Genomic DNA, 17647 nt, shown 5'->3' with positions numbered 1-17647 from the left:
CAATCGGCTCCGGGCACCGATCGGGACGGCCCGGTCGAGGACGCGGTGCGGACCGGGGACGCCGTGCGGTCAGTGGACGCCGTGTGGTCAGGGCACGGTGCGGGAGACGACGTAGATCATCGGCAGGTTCGGGTCGGCCAGGTCGACCACGACGTCCTGGGTGGGTGCGGGGTTCTCCTGGGTGCGGACCAGGCCCCACCACCGGTCCGGTCCGGAGAAGTCCCAGCCGGTGACGCGCCGGTCGCGGCTGCCGATGGAGATGTCGTCCTGCTCCAGGGCACCGCGGTCGACGCCGACGCCCGCGAGGAACGCGTCCAGACCGGCGGCGGTGGTCCGGAACTGGACGTAGAGGCGGCTGGTCTTCCAGTTGTTCGTCTCGTAGTACGCGACCTTGTCGGCCGGGTGCGGCACGGGGATCTGGTAGAGGCGGCGCTGAAGCTTCGAGGGCCAGCCCTCGGTCAGGCCGGTCGCCGAGTACTTCTCCTCCTTGTCCCGGCCGCTGCTGCGGCTCTGGTCGGCGGAGATCACCAGGTACCCGGCCGGGACGCCGATCAGCAGCACGATGATGAGCAGGGTGAGCGCCCGGCGGCGGATCATGTGCCGGCGGCCCTCGGCCGGACGCTCCGGCCCGCCCGCCGCCGCGGCCGGGTAGGGCAGGTCCGTCACAGCGCCTCCCGCTCCGTACGGCGGGCCTGCGCGTAGCGCTCGTAGCGCTCGTGGCGCTCGACCCGGCGGCGCTTGGCGCGGCGGAAGCGGCGGGCGACCAGGCGGGCCAGGTCGGCGGCGCCGACCATGCCGGCCTCGGGGCCGAGCTGGGCGCGGACGATGCGGGCCTCGGGTCGGTAGCCGCGGCCGGTGAGCTGGCGCTTGAAGGCGTCCCGGGCGGGGCCGATCAGCAGGTCGTCGGCGGCGCTGACGCCACCGCCGATCACGAAGCAGGACGGGTCGAGGGCGGCGGCGAGGTTGGCGATGCCGACGCCGAGCCACTGGCCGATGTCCTGGAGCAGCTCGATGCACATGGCGTCGCCCTCGCGGGCCAGCTCGGTGATCATCGGGCCGGTGATCTCGCCGATGCTGCCCTTGACGTGCTCGATGATCCCGTAGGCCACGGGTGAGTCGGCGGCGGCCAGCTCGCGGGCCTCGCGGACGAGGGCGTTGCCCGAGCTGTACTGCTCCCAGCAGCCGCGGTTGCCGCAGGGGCAGCGGTGCCCGCCGGGGACGACCTGCATGTGGCCGAACTCGCCGGCGACGCCGTACTTGCCCCGCTTGACCTGGCCGCCTTCGAGGATCGCGCCGCCGATGCCGGTGCCCAGGGTGATCATGACGAGGTGGTCCTCGTCGCGCCCCGCGCCGAAGCGCCACTCGGCCCAGGCGGCGGTGTTGGCGTCGTTGTCGACGAGGACGGGCACGGAGAGGCGGCCCGAGAGGCGGTCCCGGAGGGGTTCGTTGCGCCAGGACAGGTGGGGGGCGAAGAGGACGCGGTTGCGCTCCGCGTCGACCCAGCCCGCCGCGCCGATGCCGACGGCGTGCACGTCGTGCCGGTCGGAGAGGTCCAGGACCAGTTCGACGATGGTGTCCTCGACGACCTGGGGACTCTTGGACTTGTCCGGGGTCTCCGCGCGGACCTTCTCCAGGATGGTGCCGTCGGCGTCGACCACCCCCGCCATCACCTTGGTGCCGCCGATGTCGATGCCGACCGTCGGCACGCGGGGCGCCGTGAGGTGGGAGCGGCGCTCCCGGGTGCCGACGGTGCGCAGCACGGTGGCCCGGCGGGAGCCGATGGGAGCGGTGAGGTCGCGGTAGGTGCTCATCGGGTGCGATTGTGCCGCACGGGTGCGGCAGTCGCCGAACCCTCCGGGGACAGGGTGGTGCGGATCATGTTCGTGGGGGGTGTGGTGGGGTGCCGGGTGCGGGAGCGTCGTGGCTGTTCGCGAAGTTTCCCGCGCCCCTGGGGGGCGCCTCGTCCTCCGCCTGTCAGTCCTTGCCGTCCCGCCGCAGTTCGTGGCGGAGGTCGTCCAGTTCGTTGCCGCCCGCCATCTGGCGGGTCAGTTCGTCCAGGGTGATGTCGGCGCGGGTGTGGTTGCCGGTCATCGTGCCGCGCTTGAGGAGGACGAAGCGGTCGCCCACCAGGTACGCGTGGTGCGGGTTGTGTGTGATGAAGACGACGGCCAGACCCTCGTCGCGGGCCGCCGCCACGTACTTCAGGACCACGCCCGACTGCTTCACGCCCAGCGCCGCGGTCGGCTCGTCCAGGACGAGGACCTTCGCGCCGAAGTACACCGCGCGGGCAATGGCCACGCACTGGCGCTCGCCGCCGGAGAGCGTGCCGATGGGCTGGTCCACGTCGCGCAGGTCGATGCCCATGCGGAGGAGTTCCGCGCGGGTGGTGCGGCGCATGAGGTCGACGTCCATGCGCTTGAAGGGGCCGACGCCCGTGCGCGGCTCGGAGCCGAGGAAGAAGTTGCGCCACACCGGCATCAGCGGGACGACGGCGAGGTCCTGGTAGACGGTGGCGATGCCGCGGTCCAGTGCCTCGCGCGGGGAGGACAGGCGGGTCTCCTCGCCCTCCAGGGAGAAGGTGCCGCCGTCGTGCTGGTGCAGCCCAGCGATGATCTTGATGAGGGTGGACTTGCCCGCGCCGTTGTCGCCGAGCACGCAGGTGATCTCCCCGGCGTGCGCCTGGAGGGAGACGCCCTCCAGGGCGCGGACGTTCCCGTACTGCTTGCTGACGTCCGACAGCTCGACGAGCGGGGCCGTCGCGGTTCCGGTCTGCGTCACTTGGTGGCCTCCGCGCGCTTGCGGACCCAGACGTTGAGCAGGGTCGCGAGGAGCAGCATCGCTCCGAGGAAGAACTTGAACCAGTCGGGGTTCCACTCGGCGAAGACGATGCCCTTGCTCGTCATGCCGAAGATGAACGCGCCCACGGCCGAGCCGATGGCGCTGCCGTAGCCGCCGGTGATCAGGCAGCCGCCGATGACTGCGGCGATGATGTAGATCAGCTCGTTGCCTACGCCCTCGCCGGACTGGACGACGTCGTACGAGAAGAGCAGGTGCTGCCCGGCGATCCAGGCGCCGAAGGCCACTCCCATGTAGAGGCCGATCTTCGTCCGGGTGACCGGGACGCCCACCGCGCGCGCGGCGTCCTGGTTGCCGCCGACCGCGAAGATCCAGTTGCCCGCGCGGGTGCGGAGCAGGATCCAGCTGGCGACGGCGATGAGGCCGATCCACCACAGGATGGTGACCTTGAAGTCGACGCCGCCGACGGTGATCGTCGAGGCGAAGAGCGCCTTCGCGGAGGGGAAGCCCTCCATGTCGGCGATCGTCTTGGTGGAGACGGTGCCGTCGATCAGTTTGGTCACGCCGAGGTTCGCGCCGGTCAGCATCAGGTAGGTGCCGAGCGTGACGATGAAGCTGGGCAGCCTGGTGCGGGTCAGCATGAAGCCGTTGAAGGCGCCGATCGCCAGGGTGACCAGCAAGGAGACGCCGGCGCCCACCCAGACGTTCGCCGTCATCTGGTAGCTGAACATCGACGACACCAGGGCCGACGAGGTGACCATGACACCCGCCGACAGGTCGAACTCGCCGCCGATCATCAGCAGCGCCACGGGGACGGCCATGATGCCGATCGTGGAGGAGGCGTACAGCACCGTGCTCATGCTGGACGCGCGCAGGAAGCTGTCCGCGGCGAAGGCGAAGAAGACGAAGACGGCGAGCGCGCCGACGACCGAGCCCAGCTCGGGACGGCCGAGCAGCTTGCGCAGCGGCGAGGTCCGCAGAATCCTTTCGTCAGTGACCGGGGCCTCGGTGGTGCTCATCGGGTGCCCCGCTTCGTGTAGTCGGCCAGCGCGTCGGCGTCGTCCGCGGTGATGATCTGCGGGCCGGTGAGCACGGGCTGTCCGCCGCCGAGGACGTCGGCGTTGTAGCGGTACAGCCACAGCAGGTCGACCGCCTCGTAGCCCTGGAGGTAGGGCTGCTGGTCGACGGCGAAACCGAGGGAGCCGTCCTTGAGACCGGCGGCCACCTTGGCGTTCAGGTCGAAGGTGTCGATCTCGGCCTTGCTGTTCGCGCTCTCCTTGGCCTTGACGGCGGTGTCCGCGTACGGCGCGCCGAGCGTGACGACGGCGTCCACGCTCTTGTCGGTCTGCAGCTTGGCCTCCAGGGCGGACTGCACGTCCGGCATGCTGGTGCCGGTGACGTAGAGCCGCTGGACCTTGCCGTCGAAGGTCTCCTCGACGCCGTCGCAGCGCTGCTCGTGCCCGACGTTGCCCTGCTCGTGCAGGACGCAGAGCGCGTTCTTGCGGCCGCGCTCGTTCAGCTCCTCGCCGACGGCCTCACCGGCGATCGACTCGTCCTGGCCGATGTGGGTGAGCGCGCCGAACTCCTTGGACTCGGCCGAGCCGGAGTTCACCGTGACCACCGGGATGCCGGCCTTCACCGCGCGGGCGACGGCTGCCTTCATCGCGTCGGGCTTGGCCAGCGTGACGATGATCCCGTCGACCTTCTTGTCCACGGCCGCGTCCACCAGCTGCGCCTGCTGCTGGGCCTCGTCGTCGTGGGAGTACAGGAAGTTGATGTTGTCCTTGACGGCGGCCTGCTCGGCGCCGCTCTGGACGATGTCCCAGAAGGTGTCGCCATCGCCCGAGTGGGTGATCATCGCGATGGTCCAGCGGGGCGTGTTCACCGCCGCCTTCCCCTGGGCCGCGGCGGCCTTGCGGGCGTCCTCGGCACGCTTGCCGCCGGTGCTGCTGCATCCCGCGAGGGAGAGCGACAAGGCCCCTGCCAGCGCGATGCCTGTCCAGGTCCTCCAGGTCCGAAACCGTGCCACGAGGCCGTGCCCTTCTTGCCGTGCGTCCTGCGCGTGCCGTGCGTCCTGCGCGAGCTGTGCGCTGAGTGCTGTGTGCCGGGTGTTTCCAAACGCCACATTGTCCGATACACGGGCTCGGCGCGATCCACGGGGGCTCGTATGCCCGTGCGATTGTCCGGACAAAGGGGAGCGCGGCCGTCCGGAAGAGGCATTAGCGGCCGTCCGGACATAGGCATTCGCGGCCGTCCGGACATAGGCGTTCGCGACCGTCCGGACATAGGCATTAGCGGCCGTCCGGACGTGGAGGTGCGGCTCAGGACCGTACGAGCAGCTGGAACTCGAAGGAGTAGCGGGACGGCCGGTAGGTGTGGGTGCCGAACTCGACCGCGCGGCCGGTGTCGTCGTACGTGACACGCTCCATGGTGAGCAGCGGGGCGCCCTCCTCCTCGCCGAGCCGCTCGGCCTCGGCGGCGGTGGCGGCGCGGGCCCCCACGGACTGGCGGGCGCTGTGCAGGGTGATCCCGGCGGAGCGCATGAGGCGGTACAGGCCGGTGGCCTCCAGCTGCGCGGTGTCCAGCTCGACGAGACCGGACGGCAGGTGGTTGCAGAGGTACGCCATCGGCTCGCCGTGGGTCAGCCGCAGTCGCTCCACGTGGTGGACGTCGCTCCGCTCGGCCACGCCGAGCGCGGCGGCGACCTCGGCAGTCGCCGGTACGACGTCGTTGACCAGTACCTTCGTGGCCGGGCGCTGCCCCGCCGCCTCCAGGTCGTCATAGAGGCTGCTCAGCTCCAGCGGGCGCCTGACCTTGCTGTGCACGACCTGGGTTCCGACGCCGCGGCGGCGTACGAGCAGGCCCTTGTCGACGAGCGACTGGATGGCCTGGCGGACGGTGGGCCGGGACAGTCCGAGCCGGCCGGCCAGCTCGATCTCGTTGCCCAGCAGGCTGCCCGGGGTCAGGGCGCCCTGCTCGATGGCCGCCTCCAGCTGCTGCGACAGCTGGAAGTACAGCGGCACCGGACTGCTCCGGTCCACGCTGAGGTCGAGCGAGACGGTCGGGTCCACGACTGGTTTGGGCACGTGGCGAGCGTAGCCGCGTGCGCTGTTGACGGGAAGTCGTGTAGTCCGGTTGTCAGGACATAGCCACGATCCGGGCGGAATCGCTCATCTCCTGCGCTCATTTCCTGTCACAAGGTGAGTTCGGCTTCTTTCACCGGGTGAGTTCCGCGTCGTAGGCGAGCAGGGCGACCTGCACGCGGTTGTTGAGGTCCAGTTTGGCCAGGGCGCGGGAGACGTGGGCCTTGACCGTGGCCACGCTCATGAACAGCTCCGCCGCGATCTCCGCGTTGGCGAGGCCCCGACCGACCGCGACGGCGACCTCGCGCTCGCGGTCGTTGAGGACGGCGAGACGGGCACGCGCGCGTGCCCGCCGCGTGTCGGCGGCTCCACCGGCAGCGTGGTCCATCAGCCGCCGGGTCACGGCGGGCGACAGGACGGGGTCGCCCGCCGCGACCCGGCGTACGGCGTCGACGATGTCGGCGGGCGGAGTGTCCTTGAGGACGAATCCGGCGGCGCCCGCGCGCAGCGCCCGCAGCACCTGCTCGTCCGCGTGGAAGGTGGTGAGCACGACGATCTGCGGGGCGTCCGGGCGCCCGCGCAGCCGTTCGGTGGCGGTCAGTCCGTCCGTCCCCGGCATCCGGATGTCCATGAGGACGACGTCCGGGCGGGTGCGGTCGACGAGCGCCTCGACCTCGGAGCCGTCGGCGGCCTCGCCGACGATCTCTATGCCGTCGGCGCCGCCGATCATGAGGGACAGCCCGGCCCGCACCAGGGGGTCGTCGTCGACGAGGAGCAGTCGGATGGCGGTCATGGGATTACGTAATCACGGAGCGGACCCCCGCCCCACCCCCTCGCCCGTCCCGTCCCGCCCCTCATCTCCACGGCAGCCACGCCCGTACTTCGTAGCCGCCGTCGGCCGTGGGGCCGTGCTCCAGCGTGCCGCCCGCCAGCGTGGCGCGCTCGGCCAGACCGATCAGGCCCTGTCCGGAGCCCGGCACGGGCGGCGCGTCCCCGTCGGGCGGAGCGTTGCGCACGGTCACGGTGAGGCCGTCACGCGGGGCGCCGCCGACCGTCAGGGACACCTCCGCGCCCGGCGCGTGCTTCCGGGCGTTGGTCAGGGCCTCCTGCGCGACCCGGTAGGCGGTACGGCCGACGGAGGCGGGTGCGTCGGCGGGGTCGTCGACGCACCCGGCGAGCGTGACCTTCATGCCGGCCTCCCGGGACTCGGCGACGAGTCCGTCGAGCGCGGCGAGGGTCGGCTGCGGCCGTCCCGCGTCGTCGGAGTCCCCCGCGCGCAGCACCCCGATGATCTCCCGCAGGTCCTGCAACGCCTCGTGCGCGCTCTCGCGGATGACGCCCGCCGCCCGCGCCACCTCCTCGCGCGGCGCGTCCGGCCGGAACTCCAGGGCCCCCGCGTGCACGCTGAGCAGCGTCAAGCGGTGGGCGAGGACGTCGTGCATCTCCCGGGCGATGGCCTCGCGGGCCAGTCGCTGCGCCTGCTCGGCCCGCAGCCGCGCCTCGTTCTCGGCGCGCCGGGCCCGGTCCCGCAGGCTGACGAGCAGTTGCCGTTTGGACCGGGCGAGCATGCCCCAGCCGAGCACCGCGGTACTGAGCAGCAGGCCGAAGGCGATGCCCCCGAGGTAGGACAGTTCGGGGTCCGGACGGAGCCAGAAGTACACGGGTACGAGCGCGATCGACGCGCCGCCCACCCAGGCCACGTACCGGAACGGCCGGTGCACGGCGAGGGTGAAGAGGGAGATGATCACGGCTCCGCCCGCCGAGGAGGAGACGAGCGAGACCGGGACCATCGCCACGGCGAGCCCCACCGGGTGGCGGCGCCGCAGCCAGACGGCGGCGCAGGACAGGGCGCCGATCAGCTGGTCCGCGGCCGCCATGGCCGGCGAGAGGCCCGGTTCGTGCTCCAGCGCGTCCGCTCCGAGCAGGCCGATGACGACCGCGAGCAGGAAGCAGGTGAAGTCGACCAGCCAGTCGCGGACGGTCCGCCGGGGCCGTCCGCCGGATCGCGACCGCGGGGCGGCGGGGTCGAGTGCGTCGAGGAGCGCGGAGGGCAGGAGCCAGTGCCGCCCGGCGAAGCCGGGGACGGCCTCGACCGCCCCACCGGGCCCACGCGACCCGCGCGGGCCTAGCGGGCCACCTGATCGACGCGGGCCTCGCGGGCCACCCGGACCAGGCGATCCACCCGATCCGCGCGATCCGGCCGCGTCGCCCACCCGGCCCGGACCGCCCGCGCCTCCAGCTTCGGCCGTGCTTCCAGCATGGTCTGGGCCTCCACCTTGGTCCGGGCCTCCAGCTTGGTCTGGGCCTCCGGACTCGTCTGGGCCTCCGGCCTCGCCCGCGCCTCCCGCGCCTCCCGCGCCTCCTGGACCGCCCGCGTCCCCGACCGCACCCGAACCACCCGGACCGCCCGTGCCCCCGACCGCACCCGAACCACCCATGTCCATTACCGCGGCCAGGCCGCCCGTGCCTTCCGCAGTACCCCGGCCGACAGCACCTCCCCCGGCGCCCGCCGGGCCGTCCCACGAATTCGGCGCGCCCGGCGCGCCCCTCCCGCCCGGCTCGTCCGCTCCGTCGTCTCCGTCCGGTCCGCTCGTCACGGTCGACAAATCTACGCAGCACTCGTCCCGGGCACCGCCTCCGCGACCGCATCCCCTACCGAAGTCGCAAGGCGGCGAACTTCCGTCGGCATGGGCGGTGGACGTTCGCCGCTGGGACGGTGGACTTTCGTCGCGGGCACGATGGACTTCCGTAGCGAGGACCGCGCGAGCGCGGGCCTTCCGTCGTACGGGTCTCGCCCCGCGGCCGATGTGCGTGGGGGGTCCGCGGGGCGAGAGTCTGTGCCATGAAGCAGTTGCTGGAGTTGCTGGGCGCCCTGGCCGTCCTGCAGGGAGCGGCGGGCCTGGCGCACGAGTTCACCGACTGGCACGTGGGGCTCGTGCAGCGGATCGGCTTTCTCGACGGTTACGAGATCTACGCGAGCGTCGCCCTGCTCGTCCTGGGTCTGGCGGTGTGCGCCGCCGCCGAGGGCATCGCGGGCGACCGGAAGGGCGGCGGGGGCCCCGGGTGAGCGCCGGGCCCCCGCCCGGTGTCAGCAGCCGTGGTCGACCAGGTCGAACGAGGCGTAGTGGTCGGCCGTGTAGTAGTCCTCCTGGCTTTCCTCACCGGTGACGATGCGGCGGGCGCCGCGCGTGGAGGAGCCCGGGGTGACCACCGTGTACTCGTGGTAGTAACCGCTGGACTGGCTGGGCAGGATGCCCTCACGGTTCTGGAAGACGGTCCCGTCCTGTTCGTACGGGTAGGGGCCGCCCTGCTCGATCAGGTCGAGCGTGTCGTGGGCCTGGGACGGCAGGTCGCTGTAGCAGATGTCGCCGACGGCCGCGGGCAGGGCCGCGGCCGTGGTCGCGGAGACGGTGCCGCCCAGCAGGAGGGCGGTCAGGGCTGCGGCGGCCGCGCCGACGCGTGCTGCGTGTGGGGGGAATCGCATGTCCCATGATGACGCGCGTAGACGATGGCATGTCAATGACAAGACCGAAGAATTATCCCTTCGGGTGTGATGAGTTTTCACGCGGTTAACCGACCGGCGCCTCTCAAACGTCCGCGGGCAGCTCGTACGTGCCGAACTCGGGCATGGGCAAGCTCGTGATCACCACCTTCGTCACCCTCGACGGCGTCTACCAGGGACCCGGCGGCCCGGGGGAGGACACCAGCGACGGCTTCCGCCGAACCCTAGGGGGCCTGCCTTCCGAGGTCGCGAGTCCGCTGTCCTCGGGGCAGACCCCTACGGCTGCCGGAACTCATCCCCCCGCGCGGCGCGGCGCGGGGCCCCCGCGGGTCAGCCGCCCAGTTCCTGGTGGCGGGCGGCCAGGCGGGTCGTGCCGTCGGCCGTGAGGGAGCCGAACAGGCGCAGCCGGGAGATACCGCCGTCGGGGTAGATGTCCACGCGCGCGTGGGTGCCGACGGCCTCCTCGGGGAGGACGAAGCGGTGGTCGGTGTCGGGCTGGAGGCGGGTGCGCGGCAGGATCTCGCGCCACTCGCCGTCCTCGCCGTCCTTGAGGGAGACGGCGGCCCAGCCGGCCGAGTTGCCCTTCAGATACGCCGTGTCGATCTCCAGGGCGCGGACGGCGGAGCGCTCGGCCAGGCGGTAGGAGATCCAGTCGTTGCCCCGGTCGCGGCGGCGCCGGGTCTCCCAGCCGTCGTCCATCTTGCGGGAGCGGCCGGGCTGGATGGTGTTGGTGGCGGGCGAGTAGAAGAGGTCGGAGGCGTCCTCGACCTGTCCGCCGTTCTCCAGGGCGACCACGTCGAAGGCGCCGAGCGCCGCGAGCCACGCCGGGTCGGGTACGACCTCGCCGTACACGCGCAGGCGGGCGATGCCGCCGTCGGGGTGCTGCTTGAGACGCAGGTGGGTGAAGCGCTGTTCGGCGGAGACGGCGAAGCCGTTGGCGGCGTGGCCGCCGACCGCGGTGCGCGGGACGAGCGTCGTCCACTTCACGTCCTCGGCGAGCAGTTCCTCCGGCGACGGGGAGCCCTGCAGCGAGGCGCCCTCGACGGAGACGGCCTGCGGGTAGTTGCCGCGGAAGTGCGCGGTGTCGACGACGATGCCGCGGATGACGCCGGGCGCGCCGAGGCGGATCAGCGCCCAGTCGTGGTCGTCGTCGGTGGGCCAGGGTTCGCCGGCGGAGACGCCGCGGCGCCGGCGGGTCTCCCAGCCGTCCATGATCTTGCCCTTGTGCCCGAAGTGCTCGGGGTCGAACTCGGCCCGCTCGGGCACCAGCAGGTTCTCGCGCTGGGCGAAGAACTCGTCGTTGGCGGCGACGACACCCGCGCCGAGCCGCCGGTCGGCGAGGTTGGCGAGGTGGGTGAAGGGGTGGTCGGCGGTGCGGTAGTCCGCGTACGGGTCACCGCCTCCGTAGGGGTTCGCGTCTCCGGTGAAGGTGGCCGACGAGGAACTCTGCTGGGCCGTCACGGTGATCGGGTCTTCCTTTCGGTTAGGGCTGGGGTGGGAGTGGGGGCGGGGGCGGGGGTGGTGGTCAGCGGCTTTCGGTTCAGGCGGGGCGGAGGTGGCGGTCAGCGGCCGCGGGTGAGGAGGCGCCCCTTCGGCTCGGTGAACGTGCCGTCGGCGGCCACGCGCTGTCCGCGCAGCCAGGTGGACTTGACGACGCCGTGGAGGGTCCGGCCCGCGTACGCGGTGACGCGGTTGCGGTGCTGGAGGGCGGCCGGGTCGACGGTGAACGTCTCGTCGGGCGCGAGGACGGCGAAGTCGGCGTCGCGGCCCACCGCGACGGCGCCCTTGCGGTCGAGGCCGACGAGTGCGGCGGTCCGGGCGGACATCCAGCGGACGACGTCCTCCAGGGAGTGCCCACGCGCGCGTGCCGCGGTCCACATCGCCGGCAGGCTGAGCTGGAGGCCGGAGATGCCGCCCCAGGCGGTGGCGAAGTCGTCCGTCTTGAGGTCGGCGGTGGACGGCGAGTGGTCGGTGACGACGCAGTCGATGGTGCCGTCGGCCAGCGCCTGCCACAGCAGGTCCTGGTTGGCGGCCTCGCGAATGGGCGGGCAGCACTTGAACTCGCTGGCTCCGTCGGGCACTTCCTCGGCGGTCAGGGTCAGGTAGTGCGGGCAGGTCTCGACGGTCAGCCGGACACCCTCGGCGCGGGCCTCGGCTATCAGCGGCAGCGCGTCGCTGGAGGACAGGTGCAGGACGTGCACGCGCGCGTCGTACCGCTTGGCCTGTGCGACGAGGCCCGCGATGGCGGTGTCCTCGGCGTGCCGGGGGCGGCTGGCGAGGAAGTGGCTGTAGCGGGGGCCGCCGAGCTGGGGGGCGGCGGCCAGGTGGTGCGGGTCCTCGGCGTGCACGATCAGCAGGCCGCCGAAGGAGGAGATCTCGGCGAGGGAGCGGGCGAGCTGCTCCTGGTCGAGGTGGGGGAACTCGTCGACGCCCGAGGGCGACAGGAACGCCTTGAAGCCGAAGACACCCTCTTCGTGCAGCGGGCGGAGATCCTTGACGTTGTCGGGCAGGGCGCCGCCCCAGAAGCCGACGTCGATGTGGGCCTTGTCGGCGGCGACCTCGCGCTTGACGCGCAGGTGGTCGGCGGTCGTGGTCGGCGGCAGCGAGTTGAGCGGCATGTCGACGAGGGTGGTGATGCCGCCGGCGGCCGCGGCGCGGGTGGCGGTCCAGAAGCCCTCCCACTCGGTGCGGCCGGGGTCGTTGACGTGTACGTGGGTGTCGACGAGGCCGGGCAGCACGACGTGGTCGCCGACGTCCTCCAGGCGGGCACCGGCCGGGACGGGGGCGTCGTGCGGCAGGACGGCCGAGATCGTTCCCCCGCGCACCAGGATCGACGCGGAGCGGGTCCCTTCGGGAGTGACCACCCGCGTCGAGCGCAGCACCAGTTCAGCGTTGGATTCAGCTTCGGACACACGAACCCCTCTCTCGCCGCCGTCGTCGTCCCGCGGACCCGCTTCGGGGGACCGGCGTCGACCGCCACGCAACAAACTTCAACGTTCTGTTGAAGGAGTCTTCCTCCGCCGCTTCCGCGCCGTCAAGAGGCACACTGCCCGTGGACTCACCCGTGGACGCGCCCGTGGACCCACCCCTGGACGCGGTGGACGCACACCACTGGACGTTTCCACAAAGCGGAATTAAACTTTCGGTACGCAGAACGTAGCTACGTACAAGCAGGGAGTCAACCGGCCGCCGGGTAGGCTTCTGCCCTCCCGTCCGCCCCGAAAGGAACGCGCCGTGCCGACGTCCAGCGCCAGCACCACCGACTCCGCCAGGCCCTCCGCGAGCGGTGGCGTCCAGTCCCTGGAGCGCGCCTTCGACCTGCTCGAACGCATGGCGGACGCGGGCGGCGAGGTCGGCCTGAGCGAGCTGTCCGCGAGCAGCGGGCTGCCGTTGCCCACCATCCACCGCCTGATGCGCACCCTGGTCGCCTGCGGGTACGTACGGCAGCAGCCCAACCGCCGGTACGCGCTCGGCCCGCGGCTGATCCGGCTCGGCGAGTCGGCCTCCCGGCTGCTGGGCACGTGGGCGCGTCCGCACCTGGCCCGGCTGGTCGAGGAGACCGGTGAGACGGCCAACATGGCGCTGCTCGACGGCGACGAGATCGTCTACGTGGCGCAGGTGCCGTCCAAGCACTCGATGCGCATGTTCACCGAGGTCGGCCGGCGGGTGCTGCCGCACTCCACCGGCGTCGGCAAGGCGCTGCTCGCCGACTGCCCGCCCGAGGAGGTGCGCGCGCTGCTGGGCCGTACCGGCATGCCGGCCGCCACCGAGAAGACGATCACCACGCCGGACGGCTTCCTCGCGGCGCTGGAGGAGGTGCGGCGGCAGGGGTACGCGATCGACGACAACGAGCAGGAGATCGGCGTGCGCTGCCTCGCCGTCTCCGTGCCCGACTCCCCCACCGCCGCCGCCATCTCGATCTCGGGCCCGGCCGGCCGGGTCACCGAGGACGCGACCTCCACGATCGTGCCGGTGCTCCAGCAGGTGGCGGCGGAACTGTCGCAGGCGCTGCTGGCGTCGGGGGGACACCCGGCGGCCTGACGAGTCCCGCCGGGGGCTCCGCCGCCCTCCGTCATCACCGCCGCGTCACCTCACCGCCGCGGCGACTCCCCGAAGAGTTCCACGGCGTGGCGGACCTCCGTCAGTCCGCCCGACAGCGCGCTGACGGAGCCGATCGCGCCGGCGAGCAGCAGCAGCGAACGCCGCAGCCGCGGCACCTCCGGTACGCCGTGGGCCGCCATCGCGGCGAGGTCCGCCAACTCCTCCTCGGCGACGCCCCGGTCGGGAAACTCGGTCGGCAACGCGGCGAGCCGTCGGCGCAGCCGGGCCACCGCGGTCCGCAGCTCCCTCACCCGCACGTCCTCGTCACCGTCGGCCACTTGCCTCTGCTCCACGCTACGCAACACAGCCCCTCCCCCTCGCACGCCGTTGTGCGCCGTCACGTGATCCCGCTTCCCCATGTCCCCTCGGCGCTGGTCGGGCGCCGCAGGGGGCGGAGGTCAGTTAACGCCACCCGCTACCGCACGCGCCACAGCGGGGGCCGAAATTCAGTCCCGCGAAATACGGTGCTCGCCGGGGCGTCGTCCGGCCGGTCCGGTATGCAGGACGCATGACGGACCATGAAGATCCCGGAGCCCCGTACGGAGGCCAGGTCATCGGCCTGCTGCTCGCGGCGGGCGGTGGCCGGCGGCTGGGCGGACGCCCCAAGGCGCTGCTGGAACACCACGGCCGGCCGTTGGTCGAACACGCCGTCCAGGCGTTGCGCGCGGGCGGCTGCACCCGCGTGCACGTCGTGCTGGGCGCGGGGGCGGACGACGTGCGCGCCCGCGCCGCTCTCGACGGGTGCGTCCTGGTCGACAACCCGGCGTGGGAGCAGGGCATGGGGAGTTCGCTGCGCGCCGGGCTCGGCTCACTGGCCGGGACGGACGCGGAGGCCGCGCTCGTCTGCCTGGTGGACCAGCCCGGCATCGGCGCCGAGGCGGTGGCCCGGGTGCGGGCCGCGTACCGCGACGGGACGTCGCTCGTCTCGGCCGCGTACGACGGCGTGCGCGGCCACCCCGTCCTCTTCGGCGCGGCGCACTGGGCGGACATCGCCGCGACTGCCACCGGGGACCGGGGGGCACGCGCCTATCTGAAGGACCACGCGCGTGAGATCGCGCTCGTCGAGTGCGGTGACGTGGCACGCCCCTACGACATCGACACCCCCGCTGACCTGCGCCACCTCGCCTGACACCCGGAGACGCTTTCCCTCGACCCGGAGAATCTCGACATCAACAAACCATTGAACTTCCACCATAAGGAAACTACTATCCACTGACCAGAAGCGCCCGACCGACCGCTCCGCGGGTCGCGGTACGCCCTGAAGCCCGCTGAAGGAAGTGACGTCTCATGTCCGCACCAGCGCCGTCCCCGCTGGCCATCGTCGACGCCGAGCCCCTGCCGCGGCAGGAGGAGGTCCTCACCGACGCGGCGCTCGCCTTCGTGGCCGAGCTGCACCGCCGGTTCACGCCCCGGCGTGACGAACTCCTCGCACGCCGCGCGGAGCGCCGCGCCGAGATCGCCCGCACCTCCACGCTCGACTTCCTCCCGGAGACCGCCGCGATCCGCGCGGACGACTCCTGGCGGGTGGCTCCGGCGCCGGACGCCCTGAACGACCGCCGGGTGGAGATCACCGGTCCCACCGACCGCAAGATGACCATCAACGCGCTCAACTCGGGCGCCAAGGTCTGGCTCGCCGACTTCGAGGACGCCTCCGCGCCCACCTGGGAGAACGTCGTCCTCGGCCAGGTCAACCTGATCGACGCCTACACCCGGAACATCGACTTCACCGACCCCGCGTCGGGCAAGTCGTACGCGCTGAAGGCGAACGAGGAACTCGCCACCGTCGTCACCCGCCCGCGCGGCTGGCACCTGGACGAGCGCCACCTCGTCGACGCGGACGGCCGCCCGGTGCCCGGCGCGCTGGTCGACTTCGGCCTGTACTTCTTCCACAACGCCCAGCGCCTGATCGACCTCGGCAAGGGCCCGTACTTCTACCTGCCGAAGACGGAGTCGCACCTGGAGGCCCGCCTCTGGAACGAGGTGTTCGTCTTCGCCCAGACCTACGTCGGCATCCCGCAGGGCACCGTCCGCGCGACCGTCCTCATCGAGACGATCACGGCGGCGTACGAGATGGAGGAGATCCTCTACGAGCTGCGCGACCACGCCTCGGGCCTGAACGCCGGCCGCTGGGACTACCTCTTCTCGATCGTGAAGAACTTCCGGGACGGCGGCGAGAAGTTCGTCCTCCCGGACCGCAACGCGGTGACGATGACCGCCCCGTTCATGCGGGCGTACACCGAACTCCTCGTCCGCACCTGCCACAAGCGCGCCGCACACGCGATCGGCGGCATGGCGGCGTTCATCCCCTCGCGGCGGGACGCGGAGGTCAACAAGGTCGCGTTCGAGAAGGTCCGCGCCGACAAGGACCGCGAGGCCGGTGACGGCTTCGACGGTTCCTGGGTCGCCCACCCCGACCTGGTCCCGATCGCCATGGACTCCTTCGACAAGGTCCTCGGCGAGAAGCCGAACCAGAAGGACCGGCTGCGCGAGGACGTCGACGTCAAGGCCGCCGACCTGATCGCGATCGACTCCCTCGCCGCCAAGCCGACGTACGCGGGCCTGGTCAACGCGGTCCAGGTCGGCATCCGCTACATCGAGGCGTGGCTGCGCGGCCTCGGCGCGGTCGCCATCTTCAACCTCATGGAGGACGCGGCGACCGCCGAGATCTCCCGGTCGCAGATCTGGCAGTGGATCAACGCCGGTGTCGTCCTCGACAACGGCGAGCCGGTCACCGCCGACCTCGCCCGCAAGGTCGCCGCCGAGGAGCTGGCGGACATCCGCGCGGAGCTGGGCGACGAGGCGTTCGCGGCCGGGAACTGGCAGCAGGCCCACGACCTGCTGCTGACCGTCTCCCTCGACGAGGACTACGCTGACTTCCTGACGCTGCCGGCGTACGAGCGGCTCAAGGGCTGACGCCCGGCGAGCCGACGCTCACTTCGCCCGTTCCGAGTGGCCCAGGGTCTTGCCCGGGGCCACTCGGTCGCGTACGGCGCGCTTCACCGCCGTCGGCTCCGGGAACCCGTGCTCGCGGCGGTCCCAGACCACCTCGCCACCGGCCCGCACGACGAACACCCCGCCGGTGCCGGGCTTGAGCGCCAGCTCGGTCACCTCGGCCTCGAAGGTGGTCAGCAGTTCCTGGGCCAGCCAGGCGGCGCGGGGCAGCCAGCGGCACTGGGTGCAGTACTCGATCTCGACGCGGGTGGCGTTCCCCTGCTGCGTGTCCGTCACTTCAGATGCACCGACCAATCCTGTTCCGCCGCCGGTTTGCCGTGCAGGTCGGGGACCCGCTTGAGCCAGTCCGGACGCCCCCGGCGGGTGAGCGCCGCCCGCCGCTCGTCCTCGGCGGCGAGTTCCTCCCGGGTGGGGAAGTCGGTGGGCAGCCACACCTCTGACGCCCGTACGCGCGCGTGGAGATGCCGAACGTACGCCTCGCGCACGTCGCCGGGGGACGTGAAGCCGTCGTCAGCGGCCAGCCACGCGTCGGGCACCTCGGCGGTGATGTCGCGCAGCAGCCCCTCGGTCACCTTCGGCGCCAGCTCGGCGTCGGCGGCCCGCACGTCGGGGCCGTACCGCCCGAGGGCGTGGTGGCGGAAGTCGTACGCCTTCGCCGGGTCGGCGCTGTCCCAGCGGTGGTGGAAGACGAGGGCGGCACCGTGGTCGATCAGCCACAGCCGCGGCGGGACGGTGCCCAGTGTCGGCCAGATCAGCAGGTTGCAGCTGTGCACCGTACGGTCGACGTTGGCCGTGAGGGCGTCGAGCCAGACGATCCGTCCCGCCTCCAGCGGATCGACGGGGAACGTCCGGGCGGCCTCGGGGGTGAAGTCCGCGGCACCCGGCAGATGGTCCATGCCCAGGTTGACCCCGGCACTGGCGCGGTGCAGCTCGCGCACCTCCTGGTGCGGTTCGGCGTCGGCAATCGCCGGGTCGAAGTCGATCAGCACCAGCTCGGGAAAGCGCAGCCCGAGCGCGCGCGCCAGCTCCCCGACGACCACCTCGGCGACCAGCGCCTTGCGCCCCTGCGCGGACCCGGTGAACTTCACGACGTACGTCCCGAGGTCATCGGCCTCGACGAGCGCGGGGACGGAGCCGCCGGTGGTGAGGGGTTCGAGGTAGCGGGTGGCGGTGACGTGTCTCAGCATTTCCGCAGCCAACCTGCCCCCTCGGC

Annotated in this window: 19 protein-coding genes and 1 pseudogene; 5 read left to right on the top strand and 15 right to left on the bottom strand. The window is 72.1% G+C overall.

Annotated features, from left to right (window positions below):
• Positions 1-87 precede the first annotated feature (87 nt).
• The 9 genes from UW392_RS26995 to UW392_RS26955 form a co-directional block, all read right to left on the bottom strand.
• Positions 88-666: a sugar kinase gene (locus tag UW392_RS26995; RefSeq protein ID WP_320777727.1), complete on the bottom strand. Its 579-nt coding sequence runs from the start codon at positions 664-666 to the stop codon at positions 88-90.
• A complete protein-coding gene (locus tag UW392_RS26990; protein WP_320777726.1) occupies positions 663-1811 on the bottom strand; it encodes an ROK family glucokinase in 1149 nt (382 codons plus the stop codon). Before UW392_RS26990 ends, UW392_RS26995 begins: the two co-directional genes overlap by 4 nt.
• A 163-nt stretch (positions 1812-1974) precedes the next feature.
• Positions 1975-2778 carry an ATP-binding cassette domain-containing protein gene (locus tag UW392_RS26985; RefSeq protein ID WP_320777725.1) on the bottom strand — a complete coding sequence of 268 codons (804 nt, stop codon included), beginning with the start codon at positions 2776-2778 and terminating at the stop codon, positions 1975-1977.
• Positions 2775-3815 (bottom strand): ABC transporter permease, encoded by a 1041-nt coding sequence (locus UW392_RS26980; protein ID WP_320777724.1) that lies wholly within the window; start codon positions 3813-3815, stop codon positions 2775-2777. Before UW392_RS26980 ends, UW392_RS26985 begins: the two co-directional genes overlap by 4 nt.
• Positions 3812-4825 carry a sugar ABC transporter substrate-binding protein gene (locus UW392_RS26975; RefSeq protein ID WP_320777723.1) on the bottom strand — a complete coding sequence of 338 codons (1014 nt, stop codon included), beginning with the start codon at positions 4823-4825 and terminating at the stop codon, positions 3812-3814. Before UW392_RS26975 ends, UW392_RS26980 begins: the two co-directional genes overlap by 4 nt.
• A 292-nt stretch (positions 4826-5117) precedes the next feature.
• Positions 5118-5867 carry a GntR family transcriptional regulator gene (locus UW392_RS26970; RefSeq protein WP_320777741.1) on the bottom strand — a complete coding sequence of 250 codons (750 nt, stop codon included), beginning with the start codon at positions 5865-5867 and terminating at the stop codon, positions 5118-5120.
• A 145-nt stretch (positions 5868-6012) separates the two neighbouring features.
• Positions 6013-6672 carry a response regulator transcription factor gene (locus UW392_RS26965; RefSeq protein WP_320777722.1) on the bottom strand — a complete coding sequence of 220 codons (660 nt, stop codon included), beginning with the start codon at positions 6670-6672 and terminating at the stop codon, positions 6013-6015.
• Positions 6673-6733: 61 nt separating this feature from the next.
• Entirely contained in the window at positions 6734-7933 is a 1200-nt protein-coding gene (locus UW392_RS26960) for a sensor histidine kinase (protein WP_320777740.1), read from the bottom strand.
• A 71-nt stretch (positions 7934-8004) separates the two neighbouring features.
• Entirely contained in the window at positions 8005-8268 is a 264-nt protein-coding gene (locus UW392_RS26955; RefSeq protein WP_320777743.1) for a hypothetical protein, read from the bottom strand.
• A gap of 453 nt (positions 8269-8721) precedes the next feature.
• On the opposite strand from UW392_RS26955, the gene UW392_RS26950 reads away from it, so the two are divergent.
• Positions 8722-8946, top strand: coding sequence for a hypothetical protein (locus tag UW392_RS26950; protein ID WP_320777721.1), 225 nt, complete (start codon positions 8722-8724; stop codon positions 8944-8946).
• A 21-nt stretch (positions 8947-8967) separates the two neighbouring features.
• Here the strand turns inward: UW392_RS26950 and UW392_RS26945 are convergent, their stop codons facing one another.
• Entirely contained in the window at positions 8968-9363 is a 396-nt protein-coding gene (locus UW392_RS26945) for a ribonuclease (RefSeq protein ID WP_320777720.1), read from the bottom strand.
• A 143-nt stretch (positions 9364-9506) separates the two neighbouring features.
• Between UW392_RS26945 and UW392_RS26940 the strand changes: the two are divergent.
• Positions 9507-9614, top strand: a pseudogene (locus UW392_RS26940) (dihydrofolate reductase); the annotation flags it as partial.
• Between the two features lie 97 nt (positions 9615-9711).
• Here the strand turns inward: UW392_RS26940 and alc are convergent.
• Positions 9712-10842 (bottom strand): allantoicase, encoded by a 1131-nt coding sequence (gene alc / locus UW392_RS26935; RefSeq protein ID WP_320777719.1) that lies wholly within the window; start codon positions 10840-10842, stop codon positions 9712-9714.
• A gap of 101 nt (positions 10843-10943) precedes the next feature.
• A complete protein-coding gene (gene allB / locus UW392_RS26930; protein WP_320777718.1) occupies positions 10944-12293 on the bottom strand; it encodes an allantoinase AllB in 1350 nt (449 codons plus the stop codon).
• A gap of 322 nt (positions 12294-12615) precedes the next feature.
• On the opposite strand from allB, the gene UW392_RS26925 reads away from it, so the two are divergent.
• Positions 12616-13422 carry an IclR family transcriptional regulator gene (locus UW392_RS26925; protein ID WP_320777717.1) on the top strand — a complete coding sequence of 269 codons (807 nt, stop codon included), beginning with the start codon at positions 12616-12618 and terminating at the stop codon, positions 13420-13422.
• 50 nt (positions 13423-13472) lie between these two features.
• Here UW392_RS26925 and UW392_RS26920 read toward each other — a convergent pair whose 3' ends face one another.
• On the bottom strand, positions 13473-13787 hold the full coding sequence (locus UW392_RS26920; protein WP_320777716.1) for a DUF5955 family protein: 315 nt from the start codon (positions 13785-13787) through the stop codon (positions 13473-13475).
• 203 nt (positions 13788-13990) lie between these two features.
• Here UW392_RS26920 and UW392_RS26915 point away from each other — a divergent pair, with 203 nt between their 5' ends.
• Positions 13991-14611 carry a nucleotidyltransferase family protein gene (locus UW392_RS26915; protein WP_320777715.1) on the top strand — a complete coding sequence of 207 codons (621 nt, stop codon included), beginning with the start codon at positions 13991-13993 and terminating at the stop codon, positions 14609-14611.
• 158 nt (positions 14612-14769) lie between these two features.
• Positions 14770-16395: a malate synthase A gene (gene aceB / locus UW392_RS26910; RefSeq protein ID WP_320777714.1), complete on the top strand. Its 1626-nt coding sequence runs from the start codon at positions 14770-14772 to the stop codon at positions 16393-16395.
• Between the two features lie 18 nt (positions 16396-16413).
• Here the strand turns inward: aceB and UW392_RS26905 are convergent, their stop codons facing one another.
• Positions 16414-16710, bottom strand: a complete 297-nt coding sequence (locus tag UW392_RS26905; protein ID WP_320777713.1) for a SelT/SelW/SelH family protein — start codon at positions 16708-16710, stop codon at positions 16414-16416.
• A complete protein-coding gene (locus UW392_RS26900) occupies positions 16707-17621 on the bottom strand; it encodes a HipA family kinase (RefSeq protein WP_320777712.1) in 915 nt (304 codons plus the stop codon). The genes UW392_RS26905 and UW392_RS26900 overlap by 4 nt, the downstream gene beginning before the upstream one ends.
• Positions 17622-17647 lie beyond the last annotated feature (26 nt).

It is taken from the genome of Streptomyces sp. CRN 30, assembly GCF_034105845.1.
This window is presented reverse-complemented; position numbering and strand designations above follow the sequence as displayed.

Bases quoted from the DNA above. Each gene is read 5' to 3' on its own strand.
- UW392_RS26945 (WP_320777720.1), bottom strand. From the start codon at position 9,363: ATGCGATTCCCCCCACACGCAGCACGCGTCGGCGCGGCCGCCGCAGCC.
- UW392_RS26900 (WP_320777712.1), bottom strand. From the start codon at position 17,621: ATGCTGAGACACGTCACCGCCACCCGCTACCTCGAACCCCTCACCACC.
- UW392_RS26990 (WP_320777726.1), bottom strand. From the start codon at position 1,811: ATGAGCACCTACCGCGACCTCACCGCTCCCATCGGCTCCCGCCGGGCC.
- aceB (WP_320777714.1), top strand. From the start codon at position 14,770: ATGTCCGCACCAGCGCCGTCCCCGCTGGCCATCGTCGACGCCGAGCCC.
- UW392_RS26950 (WP_320777721.1), top strand. From the start codon at position 8,722: ATGAAGCAGTTGCTGGAGTTGCTGGGCGCCCTGGCCGTCCTGCAGGGA.
- UW392_RS26965 (WP_320777722.1), bottom strand. From the start codon at position 6,672: ATGACCGCCATCCGACTGCTCCTCGTCGACGACGACCCCCTGGTGCGG.
- UW392_RS26915 (WP_320777715.1), top strand. From the start codon at position 13,991: ATGACGGACCATGAAGATCCCGGAGCCCCGTACGGAGGCCAGGTCATC.
- UW392_RS26980 (WP_320777724.1), bottom strand. From the start codon at position 3,815: ATGAGCACCACCGAGGCCCCGGTCACTGACGAAAGGATTCTGCGGACC.